Source organism: Iodobacter violaceini (genome assembly GCF_011601265.1).
Lineage (GTDB): Bacteria > Pseudomonadota > Gammaproteobacteria > Burkholderiales > Chitinibacteraceae > Iodobacter > Iodobacter violaceini.
On sequence record NZ_JAAOLX010000001.1, the window covers coordinates 774,883 to 787,080 of the forward strand.

8 protein-coding genes, 1 rRNA gene and 1 pseudogene are annotated in these 12,198 nt (G+C 48.4%); 7 read left to right on the plus strand and 3 right to left on the minus strand.

What is annotated here, in order from left to right; all coding sequences use genetic code 11:
- The first annotated feature begins 4 nt into the window (after window positions 1-4).
- The 6 genes from HA050_RS03405 to HA050_RS03430 all read left to right on the plus strand — a co-directional run bounded on the left by HA050_RS03405 (window position 5) and on the right by HA050_RS03430 (window position 9,644).
- Window positions 5-3,082 carry an efflux RND transporter permease subunit gene (locus HA050_RS03405; protein WP_308418884.1) on the plus strand — a complete coding sequence of 1,026 codons (3,078 nt, stop codon included), beginning with the start codon at window positions 5-7 and terminating at the stop codon, window positions 3,080-3,082.
- Window positions 3,083-3,282: 200 nt separating this feature from the next.
- On the plus strand, window positions 3,283-4,602 hold the full coding sequence (locus tag HA050_RS03410; RefSeq protein WP_166822017.1) for a TolC family outer membrane protein: 1,320 nt from the start codon (window positions 3,283-3,285) through the stop codon (window positions 4,600-4,602).
- 80 nt (window positions 4,603-4,682) lie between these two features.
- Window positions 4,683-5,012, plus strand: a complete 330-nt coding sequence (locus HA050_RS03415; protein ID WP_099396647.1) for an H-NS histone family protein — start codon at window positions 4,683-4,685, stop codon at window positions 5,010-5,012.
- Window positions 5,013-5,267: 255 nt separating this feature from the next.
- A complete protein-coding gene (locus HA050_RS03420; RefSeq protein ID WP_166822020.1) occupies window positions 5,268-7,394 on the plus strand; it encodes a UvrD-helicase domain-containing protein in 2,127 nt (708 codons plus the stop codon).
- A 129-nt stretch (window positions 7,395-7,523) separates the two neighbouring features.
- Window positions 7,524-9,212, plus strand: coding sequence for a response regulator (locus tag HA050_RS03425; protein ID WP_166822023.1), 1,689 nt, complete (start codon window positions 7,524-7,526; stop codon window positions 9,210-9,212).
- Window positions 9,213-9,344: 132 nt separating this feature from the next.
- The gene (locus HA050_RS03430) at window positions 9,345-9,644 is read left to right on the plus strand and encodes an STAS domain-containing protein (protein ID WP_205836270.1); all 300 of its coding nucleotides are present in this window, start codon (window positions 9,345-9,347) and stop codon (window positions 9,642-9,644) included.
- Between the two features lie 59 nt (window positions 9,645-9,703).
- Here HA050_RS03430 and HA050_RS03435 read toward each other — a convergent pair whose 3' ends face one another.
- The gene (locus HA050_RS03435; protein WP_166822026.1) at window positions 9,704-10,768 is read right to left on the minus strand and encodes an AI-2E family transporter; all 1,065 of its coding nucleotides are present in this window, start codon (window positions 10,766-10,768) and stop codon (window positions 9,704-9,706) included.
- Between the two features lie 293 nt (window positions 10,769-11,061).
- The gene (locus HA050_RS03440) at window positions 11,062-11,364 is read right to left on the minus strand and encodes a hypothetical protein (RefSeq protein ID WP_099396643.1); all 303 of its coding nucleotides are present in this window, start codon (window positions 11,362-11,364) and stop codon (window positions 11,062-11,064) included.
- Between the two features lie 315 nt (window positions 11,365-11,679).
- On the opposite strand from HA050_RS03440, the pseudogene HA050_RS03445 reads away from it, so the two are divergent.
- A pseudogene (locus tag HA050_RS03445) lies at window positions 11,680-11,840 on the plus strand (IS3 family transposase); the annotation flags it as partial.
- Window positions 11,841-12,078: 238 nt separating this feature from the next.
- Here HA050_RS03445 and rrf read toward each other — a convergent pair.
- A 5S ribosomal RNA gene (gene rrf / locus HA050_RS03450) occupies window positions 12,079-12,192 on the minus strand.
- Window positions 12,193-12,198 lie beyond the last annotated feature (6 nt).

The window sequence follows — 12,198 nt, forward strand, 5'->3', positions numbered from 1 at the left end:
TATCGTGGAAAAACCTGATCTTACCAAGCAACGCTTTAACCTGTCGGCCTGGGCACTCAAGCATCAGTCGCTTGTGCTGTATCTGATGGTCGTACTGACTCTTGGCGGTATTCTGGCCTATGGCAAACTGGGTATGAAAGAAGACCCCGAATTCACCTTTAAAGCCATGGTAGTCAGAAGCTTCTGGCCAGGAGCCAGTGCGCCAGAAATGGAGCAGCAGGTAACCGATAAGCTGGAAGAAGCGCTGCAGGGTATCGCTTATATTCACTTCACAAAAAGCTACTCCCGCAGCGGCGAATCACTGATCACGATTATGTTGCACGAAGATCAGAAAAATAATGTGTCCGATGCCTGGTATCAGGTCAGAAAGCGTATTAACGACGCAAAAGGCAAACTCCCCCCTGGTGTATCCGGCCCCTTCTTTAATGACGAGTTTGGCGACACCTATGGCAATCTCTATGCATTTACAGGTGATGGATTTACCTATCCTGAGCTTAAGAAATATATCGAGCTGGCCCGCACCGAACTGCTGCGTATTCCTGATGTAAACAAGGCACTGCTTATTGGCCAGCAGGATGAAAAAATCTATGTGGAATACTCCAATGCCAAGCTGGCCAGCCTCGGTATTTCGCCTTTTCAAATTAATAAAGTCATCGCAGCCACCAATACCGTAACCCCGGCGGGGGCCATTGAGGGCAAAGATGAACACGTTTATTTACGCGTAAGCGGCGGCTTTAATGCCGTAGATCACCTGCGCAGCCTTCCCATTACCGTGGCAGGAAAAACCTTCCTGCTGGGTGATATTGCACAGATATTCCGGGCCACAATTGACCCGCCACAAACCAAAATGCGCTATCAGGGGCAGGATGCGGTTGGCCTTGGAATCTCCATGCGTAAAGGTGGCGATGTCGTGAAGATGGGCCAGCAAATTGACGCGTCATTAGCAAAAATCAGAAGCAATCTGCCTGTAGGGATTGAAATTCATACCATTTCTGACCAGCCTGCAGTGGTGAAAAACGCCATTCATATTTTTATGAAATCACTGCTGGAAGCGGTAGTGATTGTGCTGGCTGTGAGCTTTTTAAGCCTGGGCTGGCGTACCGGGATTGTGGTGGCATTGTCTATCCCGCTGGTTTTGTTGCTCACCTTCCTTGGCATGAATATTTTCAATCTGGAGCTGCAAAGGATTTCGCTGGGCGCACTGGTGATCGCGCTGGGCTTACTGGTGGACGACGCCATTATTGCCGTGGAAATGATGGCACTGAAACTGGAGCAGGGCTGGAGCCGTTTTGATGCTGCCACCTTTGCCTATACCTCGACTGCTTTTCCAATGCTGACGGGCACTCTGATTACTGCAGCCGGCTTCTTGCCTGTAGGGCTGGCCAAATCAGATGCGGGTGAATATACCTTCTCGATTTTTGCTGTAATCGGTATTGCCCTTGTGCTTTCCTGGATTGTGGCCGTGGTGTTCACCCCCTATATGGGCTATCACCTGCTGCCGGAAACCCCGCGCCATGAAGAGCACGATGTGTATCAGGGTGGTTTTTACGCACGTTTTCGCAAGCTGGTGACATGGTGCGTCACCTGGCGCAAAACGGTGATTGCAGCCACCTTGGGCGCGTTTCTGGTGGCGGTGGCTACCTTTGCCCTCTTTATCCCTCAGCAGTTCTTCCCGGCCTCTGCACGGCCCGAACTGATGGTGGATATGTGGCTGCCCTACACCGCCTCGTATGAAGCCACCGAGCGCGAGGTTAAGCGCATGGAAGCCATTGCAATGAAAGATCCCGATGTGGCCCATGTGACCAGCTATATCGGTGTGGGCTCACCACGCTACTATCTGCCGCTTGACGAGCAAATGCCCAACTTAAACTTTGGCCAGCTCACTGTCATGACCAAGGATGAAAAAGTACGCGAAAACGTTTACAAACGTCTGAGCCAAAAATTTGCTGACGACTTCCCGCTGGTGCGGGGACGTGTCACCCGGCTGGAAAACGGCCCTCCTGTGGGTTATCCGGTGCAGTTTCGTATCAGCGGAGAAAACCCTGCCGAGCTGAACCGCATCGCAGCCCAGGTGGCAGATGCAATGCGCCAGAATCCGCATACCCGGCAAGTTCATACCGATTGGGGTGAAAAAGTAAAAGTTGTCCGGCTGCAAACAAAGCAAGATCGTTTGCGCCAGTTTGGGCTGACTTCGCAAGAGCTGGCAACTTACCTGCAAATGGCCGTATCCGGCATTACTGCAACGCAGTACCGTGAAGCGGATCAGAGCATCGATGTGGTCACCCGCCTGACCAGTAACGAGCGCACCCGTCTCGACTTCTTAAAAGACCTGCGCGTACCCTTGCCATCAGGGCAATTTGTACCGCTTTCCCAACTTGCAACCTTGCAGCTGGAGAACGAAGAAAGCCTGATCTGGCGGCGTAACCGGGTCGCCACGCTCACCGTACGTGCGGATGTGGCTGGCAGTGCCCAGGCCCCTGATGTGAGCAATGCACTGATGCCTGCGGTGCGTAAAATCGAAGCGAAGCTGCCTCAGGGTTACCATATTGAAACCGGCGGCACTCTGGAATCATCTGCAACGGGCCAGGAATCGATCAATAAAGTCATGCCCTTGATGCTGCTGGTGGTCATGACACTGCTGATGCTGCAGCTGCAAAGCATCCAGCGCATGATTATGGTGCTGCTTACCGCACCACTGGGCCTGATTGGCGTAGCGATTTCCCTGCTGCTGTTCCAGGCCCCGTTCGGGTTTGTGGCGATGTTGGGCGTCATCGCACTTTCAGGCATGATTATGCGCAACTCTGTCATTCTGATGGATCAGATTGAGCAGGATCGCGCGGCAGGGGATGATGCCTGGACAGCTGTGATTGAATCCGCAGTAAGACGTTTCAGGCCTATTATGCTGACCGCAGCTGCAGCCATTCTGGCCATGATTCCGCTCACTCGTGACACTTTCTGGGGGCCAATGGCGATTGCCATTATGGGTGGTTTATTTGTTGCTACCGTTTTAACGCTATTATTTTTACCCGCTTTGTATGCCGCATGGTTCAGGCTAAGCCCGCCGGAAAGCAAAAAAGTGTAATGCCCGGTACATAATTCATACGAAATTAAGACAATTTAAAAAAAAAGAAAGGGGATATTATTTTGCTTAGGCAAATTCCCCTTTTTTCGATCTGACAGCCGTAAAGCTTCATTGTCAGGGCAATACCAGGCGCGTGAAAGCCCTGACTGCCCTGATAAAAAATTTAACAGCCTATTTAACAGACACCTGAGACGCTAAAGATGAACAAAACTTTAATTGCACTGAGCATCGCCCTGCTTTCACAACCGCTCTTTGCAGCAGATTTACTTGAATCATGGCATGCCGCACAAAAATACGACGCTAATTTTGCCGCTGCACGCGCAGGGCTTGATGCAGGCAGAGAGAAAGCCGAGCAGGGTAAAGCTTTATTACTGCCGCATATTACTTTATCTGGCAACGCCAATCGGGAGCAAACAAGCTACAGCCCTGAAAACTTTGACAGCACCACCCAAAATGGCAATAGCTATGGCTATAAATTAGGCCTTATCCAGCCTATTTACCGTGCAGAGGCATTTGCAGGCGCTGATCAGCTAAAAAAACAAACCGAGCAGGCCGAAGTTATTTTCAGGGTAGCGGAACAAGACTTAATTCTGCGTGTGGCAAAAGCCTATTTTGAAGTTTTGGGTGCAGAAGAAAAAGTAAAACAAACAACAGCGCAAAAAGAAGCGGTAGCCCAGCAACTTGCTCAGGCAAAAAAATCTTTTGAAGTGGGTGTTTCTACCATTACCGATACAGATGAAGCACAAGCCCGCTTTGATGCCATCAACTCAGCTGAAATTGCCGCACATAATGATATGGCAATTAAACGAAATGCCTATGAGCAGCTCACTCAGCTCAGCCCGCTTAATCTGAAGCCAATCAGCAATCGCCAGCAACCTGTACCACCGCAGCCAAATGATATGAATTCATGGCTGCAACGCAGTGAAAATGGCAGTTTAGTGATTGCAGGTCAACAATTAGGCTTGGATATTGCCAGCCGCGAAATTGATAAATACCGCTTAGAAAGCTCTCCTACACTCGATTTAACTGCTGGCTATGGTAATACATGGAATTCAGCCGGCATATCCAAATCGGGTGGATTAGACCGTGCCGGCTCGGGTCAAATTGGTTTGCAATTATCAATTCCTTTGTATACAGGGGGAGATCGTTCATCCAAATTACGCGAAGCGCTCGCTAAAAAAGAACAACAACGCCAGACAGTAGAAGCCAGCCGCCGTGATACGGCTCAATTTACAAAACAAGCATTTTTAGGCGTGAGTTCTGGTGCGGCACAAATTGTCGCTTTACAGCAGGCGCTTAAATCAAGTGAATCATCATTAGCATCAACTAAATTAGGCAGAGAAGTAGGAGTACGTACAACTATTGATGTACTTAATGCCGAACAAACTTATTTCTCCACTCGTTATGACCTTACCGTAGCGCGTTACACCTATTTGTATGCCCGCCTGCAATTGGCTGCAACCAGCGGAGAATTGTCTGAAAAAGATCTAAATTCAGTAAATCTTTGGCTAGGTAATTAAGAAAGCTTGAATTGTGGAGAATAGATATCCATAATCCGTTCGGTGGAGTACCCCAATTCAAAGACCCAAGGAGAATTACCATGATTGATCTATCCCCACTGAGCTATAGCGAGTTAGTTGAACTGAAGAAAAACCTGGAAGTTGAAATTGTTCGCCGCAAAGAATCAGAAAAGCAAAATCTGATTGCTGAACTGCAAAACCTGGTTGCTTCTAAAGGCTTCTCATTGTCCGACGTATTGGGCACAAGCAGCGACAAAAAAGCAGCTAAAAAAGCAGCTTCTACAGCTAAAGCACAATTCCGTAATCCAGCTGATGCAGAACAAACATGGACTGGCCGTGGCCGTAAGCCACAATGGGCAATTGAATTCCTGGCAACAGGCCGCTCATTAGAAGAATTGCGCATTGCTTAATTGACTGCGTTTTTTATGAAATGACGAATAGACCCGTAGTGCCTTGATCTGTAAGAGATCCTGATGCAATAAGAAATCAGATATCAGTCTGATTCCTTCTGCTAAAGACCTTTTAAAAAGAAAAAGAAACCGTAAATATCCGTGTAATTTTATAAAAAATTGAAGCTATGCACGTAAGACCAAACAAGGCAGCCCTGGCTGCCTTGTTTGTATTGAGCCATACAAAATCCCCTTCCTTACCTGTGAATCATTGCCATGTCGCATCCCCTCACCGCAAAACTGAATCCTGAACAAGCCGCAGCCGTTGAATTACCTCTGGAACATGCGCTCATTCTTGCGGGTGCCGGCAGTGGTAAAACCAGTGTACTCACTACCCGTATTGCCTGGCTTTTATCAACCGGGCAATGCAGCCCTGCCGGTTTATTGTCTGTTACCTTTACCAATAAAGCCGCCAAAGAAATGCTGATGCGTATTACCGCCATGATGCCGCTTAATCCGCGCGGATTATGGATCGGTACATTTCATGGTTTATGTAATCGTATGCTGCGTTTGCACTGGCGTGATGCTGGCTTACCCGAAACTTTTGCAATTTTGGATTCTGCCGAACAACTGTCGCTAATTAAACGCATATTGAAAGCTTTAAATATAGATGATGAAAAGTATCCGGCAAAAGTAGTCCAGCAATATATTAATGGTCATAAAGAAAATGGCCGCCGGGCCGGTGATACAGATGCATGGGATGATTATTCGCGCATGCTGCGATTAATTTATGAAGAATACGAGAAACAATGCCAGCGGGAAGGCGTAGCGGATTTCTCTGAATTATTACTACGCTGTTACGAATTACTTTCTAAAAATGAATCTTTACGTGAACACTATCAAAGCCGTTTCCGTCACATTTTAGTCGATGAATTTCAGGATACAAATAAGCTGCAATATGCCTGGTTAAAACTTTTAGCCGGCCAGAATAATGCGCTATTTGCGGTAGGTGATGACGATCAGTCAATTTACGCATTTCGCGGTGCAAATGTAGGAAATATGCATGATTTTCAAAGCGATTTTTCTGTAAAACATGTGATTCGCTTAGAGCAAAATTACCGCTCCCAAGGCAATATCTTAGATGCAGCCAATGCGGTAATTAGTAATAACCAAAATCGTTTAGGTAAAGAATTGTGGACAAGCGAGCCAGCCGGCGAGCCAATTCGTGTTTTTGAAGCTGCAACTGATTTTGAAGAAGCTGCATTTATTGTAGAAGAAGCGCAAACCCTGATGAGGGAAGGCACGGCAGCCAACGATATTGCAATTCTTTACCGTGCGAATGCCCAATCCCGCGTGATTGAGCATGCTTTATTTACAGCAGGCGTGCCTTACCGGGTGTATGGCGGTTTACGCTTTTTTGAACGCCAGGAAATCAAACACGCACTTGCTTATTTACGGCTGATTGCCAACCCAGGCGACGATAATGCCCTGCTGCGCGTGATCAACTTCCCCACACGGGGCATCGGCGCCCGCACCATCGAAAGTATTCAGGAAACCGCCCAGCACAGCGGTACCACGCTTTGGCAGGCGGCCTGCTCGGGGGCAGCCGGACGCGGTGCGGCTGCGGTCAGAAAATTCGCTGAAATCATTGAAACCATGCGCTCGCAGGCAACTGGCCTTGCCATGCCGGAGCTGGTCGATATGATGCTGGATCTCTCTGGCCTGCGCGCCCATTATCAGGCAGATAAAGAAGGTGAAGAGCGGCTGGCCAACTTGGGCGAGCTGATTAATGCAGCCACCAATTTTGTGCAGGAAGACGAAAACAATCTGATCGCCTTCTTGTCCCATGCCAGCCTTGAGGCTGGAGACCATCAGGCGGGTGCTCACGAAGAAGCCCTGCAGCTGATGACCGTTCATGCATCCAAAGGTCTGGAGTTTCATGCTGTGTTTTTATGCGGCCTTGAAGAGGGGCTTTTTCCCCACGACAACAGCATGAATGATGCAAGGGCCGTAGAAGAAGAACGCCGCCTGATGTACGTTGCGATTACCCGGGCACGCCGCCGTCTTTACATTACCCTTGCACAAAGCCGTATGCTGCATGGCCAAACACGATACGCCGTAGCCAGCCGCTTTATGCAGGAGATTCCTCAGCAGCTGCTAAAATTTCTGAATCGTGGTTATGCGCCGCAAGGTTATTCAGGCCCGGCCACCGTAGCCAGCAAAATCAAAGCCCCCACACCAGAGCATGGTCTTGCGATTGGCACAAATGTAGAGCATCCAAAATTTGGTCAGGGTGTTGTTACCGATCATGAAGGCGGAGCCAATGGCAATGTGCAGGTCAATTTTGCAACGGCTGGATCTAAATGGCTGGCCGTGGCTTACGCCAAGTTAAAAGTAATCTGATCGCTGTTGTTCAGCCTGCACTACAGGGAGGAGTCTGTATGCAGGCTGACTCAACAGAAATTCTGCGCCCTGCCCGGTTAATCTATGGCAGGATTGATGCGTTTTTAAACGGACAATACGCCTTAAATCATGGCTGAAAAAATAAGCGCCTTCTCGGTTATCTCCTCTGCCACAGCCAAGCGTAAAGCGGCCAATGGAATCCCCGATGTCGCCTCCTTACGTGTGCTGATTATTGATCCGCTGGCGGAAGTCAGGCGCAGCCTTGGGATGATACTAGGCCAGTACGGCACCAGCCATATTGATCATGCCAGCAATAGCACCGAAGCCTTGACCAGTATGAAAAAGCTTAAATACGAGCTGATTCTCTGTGAATATGACTTAGGCAAAGGCCAGGATGGGTTGTTTTTATTTGATGAAGCAAGGCGGCTGGATTTACTTAAAGCGTCTTCAATTTTTATCATTACTACTGCCGAGCGGCAGGCGCAAAAAGTTCTGGGCGCTGCCGAGCAATCCCCAGACGCTATTTTGCTCAAGCCCTTCACAGGCGAAATGCTCTACAGCCGGGTACTCGGTGCTTTACAAAAGAAAGTGCGCTTTAAATTAGTTGATGAAGCCATCATGGCGCATGATTTCTTAAGTGCGATCCAGCTTTGCAGCAAGGCGGCCAATACCAGCGCCGAATACACCCAGGATTTTTTACGCCTTAAAATTCATCTTCTGCTGCGCATTGGCGATTGGGTCAGCGTGCGGGATCAGTGCAGGCAGCTGTTGGTAGAACAAGAATTACCATGGGCAAAAATGGCTTTGGGCAAAGCACTCTACCAGCTGAAAAACTACCCGGAAGCACTGACGGTTTTTAAGGCCATTATCAGCGCACATAAACACGCACTGGAAGCCTACGACTGGCTGGCCCGTGCACAGCAGGCCATCGGCGAAGATAACGCCGCTCAGGAAACGCTGAAGCGGGCGATAAATAAATCCCCATTTGTAGTCAGCAGGCAGCGTCAGCTGGGTGAAGCCGCGCTTAAAAGCGGTGATCTGGCCACGGCCGAAAACGCACTGCTTGAAACCGTAAAAATCTCCAGACACTCCTTTTTGCGCAACCCTGCTGATTACGGTCAGCTGGCCGACGTGCAGATCAGCCGGGGTGATGTAGCCGCTGCCAGGCTCACCGTAGAAGAAATCCGTAAAGACTTTAAAGACCCTCAGGTCAGCGTACTGGCCGATGCGCTGGATGCAGACATCTATATGCATCAGGGCGATGTAGAAAAAGCTCAGAATCAGCTCAGAACAGCCCTGGGGCAGCTGGTTCAGCTCACCCTGCCGCCATCAGTAATGGTGGGCATGGCGCTGGCTAAAGCCTGCTTTAATCAGAAGCAGGAAGCCCTGGCCGAGATTGTGGTACGTAATCTGCTGAAAAACAGCCATGATGATCTGAGCCTTGCCAGCAAAATCACCACGCTTTACCGCCAGCATGGTCATCAGGATCAGGCTGAACAACTCATTAAAGAAAACAGCGCCAGTATTGTGGCACTCAATAATGAGGCCGTAAAAATGGCACGCAGTGGCGATCTGGCAGGCGCGGCAGAACTGTTTATCCGCGCAGCCACCGATATGCCTGGAAATATACAAGTGCTGCTGAATACCGTGAACGCCCTTCTCGCCTATACCAATCAGCATGGCTGGCATCAGGAATGGATGCAGCTCAGCAATGATTATCTGCTGCGCATCCATGATCTGGATCCTGGCAATGGGCGGGGTTTGCAACTGCAAGAATTTTTTCGTAAAACAAAACAGCGTTACGGCATCAGCGAGTAAACCAGCGGGCAAATCGATCAATCCCCAGCAAAAACCCAAATGCAACTCTACAATAAGGAAGAAGCCAGAGTACTGCTTGCTTACAAAATGCAACAGCAAGAGACAGAGTCAAGATCAACGAGGAACAAAATCATGCAAACCAGCACCAAGATTGACGATCATAAAGGCCGGATTATGCTGAACGGCAATTTTACGTTTGAATCGCACCGCGAGTTTAAACAAGCCACAACAGCAGCACTTGAGACACCAGGCCTTACTGAACTTGAAATGGATTTCAGCGCCGTCGACTATATGGACTCCGCCGCCTTGGGTATGCTGCTGCTCCTGAACGAGCGGGCCAATGGCCGCAAAGTAACCCTGATTAACTGTAGAGGCACAGTGAAAGCAGTGCTGGAAATTGCTAATTTTGGCAAAATATTTGAAATCAAATAATAAAAAAAGAGCACCGTCTATTTGAATACGGTGCTCTTTTTAATACGATACTCTGCCAATCAGCACTGTCCGGCTTTAGGACTTCCTTTTACCCAGCTTCCCAGCAGGGCGTAACATACTGCTAATAGCGTCGGGCCTAAAAAGACTCCCAATAAACCAAACGACAAAGCTCCGCCCAATACGCCAAATAAAATCAAAATAAATGGTAAATCGCTTTCTTTACCAATAAAGAGCGGTTTCACCACATTATCAGCAGTGCCCACTACAAAAATCATCCAAAGCGCCAGAAAAACTGCCCAGCCCGTATGCCCCTGATAATAAAGCCAGGCCGCAGCAGGTATACCAATCAGCCCTGGCCCGCCCGGTAAAATAGAAAGAAAACAACTGGCAAAACCTAATGTCAGAGAATTAGGCACACCGGAAATAAAGAAACTAAACCAGGCTAAAACTCCCTGCACCAAAGCAGTTCCTAAAAAGCCATAGACCACGCCTCTGATCGTACCTGCCGCAACCTGCAAGAGTGATTCTGCTTTCTCACCTGCAATACGCCACATCATGCCTTTTAGCCATGCCGCAGCGCGTTCCCCATGTAAATAAAAGAAAAAGGCCACAATCAAACTTAAGGCCAATAATAAAAATCCGCCGCCTACAATACCGCCAAAACGTAACAGGCCCGATGCCACAGGCCCGCTTAATCCACGAATACGCTCTAATAGCGCAGGATCACCCTGGCCAAGCTTTATCCAGAATCCATTGATCAACTCGCCTAAATAGGGAAACGTACTGACCCATGCAGGTAAATCCGGCCAGCCCAGCTGAAATTGCAAACTCACCGTTTTAATCAATGACCCCGCCTGACTGGCAAATTCAAACCCGGCAAGAAGCAAAGGCAAAACTAAAAACGTCAGTAAAGCCGTAATAAAGAGCAGGGCTGCAGTAAAGCGACTGCCTCTGCAAAGTCTTACTAAATATTGATAAGGCTTCCAGGTGGTATAAACCAGAATGCCGGCCCAAATAACTGAAGCAAGAAATGGGGCCATAATCATTAAACCCAACCAAATTAAAGCTCCGACAGCCATAATTGCTGCCAGAGGTTCAATCAAATCAGAACTACGTATACGCATATCAGCTCGCCTTTAGCCTCCGGAATGGGCGCTGTTAGCATACCCTTAAATAAGCGCTCTGACCGTTACATATTGCCTGAGGATATTCCTTTTTTTACTTTTAGTATTTTTAATCAAAGCTGATTATTCAGAAGACAGTACGATCAAATACCCGGCTTTTTCCAGCACTGAAAGCTAATTTGCCTAAAGTGACATGTTCATAAACAACACACAGCCTTCCCTGGAGGCTGCGTTTTACCCTGTTTCAAATAAGGCCTTTTAAGATTTGAATCAGCATATAAAAATAGTCTGATTTAATCATGGTATAGGTGAGAAAACCGCTTAGTCTGGGCAATTAAGCCCGAAACGATCACAGCAGCCTCATGACGGCCAGCGATCGTATTGATTTTTTCATCGCATTCTTCCAATGCCAGATGAATTTCACAAGCCAAATGAAACAATAAAGTTTCTTCCTTTAAAGGTGCCATGGGAAGGTAGTAATTAATTTCATCAACGATATGATCCGCTAATTCATTAGAATACTGTGCTGGAGATGTCAAAATACGTTCATATAAACGCACGCCGATCACACCAAGCGCAAGCAGCTGGGTGGGCATGATTAAACTCCTATTCCATAAACATTAATCCACTCTAGTCTTTACTAAACCCCACAATTGCCCCTCCCGTCGGATGGTGATTTTGAGTGGGGCACCCCACTCACTTTTTATAATTAATTACAAAACATCCCACGCCTTATGCAAAAAAATCTGCCATGGAACCATTCTTGTAAGTAATGCCCAGCTCTCTGGGAAGGCTTAACCGCATTCACAGGCATACTCCGCTCAAAAATAAAGCCGCTATCGCGGCTTTATTACACAACAATGAATCGCACCAAGTTTCGTGGAGGCTCCAATTCTTGCAAGAATAGAGCCATGAAGAAATCAACTCAGTTTTCCCCCGAAGTCCGCGAACGCGCTGTGCGCATGGATATTGAGCACCGTGCCCACAATATCCATCCGAGTGGGCCCAGCTCGGTTCCATTGCCAGCAAAATTGGCTGCACACCCGAAACGCTCCGCACACGGTGTCGTCGACAAAGTGGCGATCCCGTTCAAGCCTGTCAATCAGCATCGTTTGCTGGGGTCGGTTGGCCGTATTCCACCTGCTGAAGCAGAAGGAAATTATTATCGTAATCAAAGCGGGCAGGCCATGTTGGTCTGATTCAAACCTAATGGCCTCCGCGAAACCCGTGCGATTCAGGAACTCATTTCTTCCGCGCAAAGCAAAACCCCCGCCTCTTTCGAGTACGGGGGTCTTGTTACGGCTTAGGGTGTCTGGCAATGACCTACTTTCACACAGGTAATCTGCACTATCATCGGCGCTAAGGTGTTTCACTGTCCTGTTCGGGATGGGAAGGAGTGGGACCACCTCGCTATGGTCGCCAGACTTTAA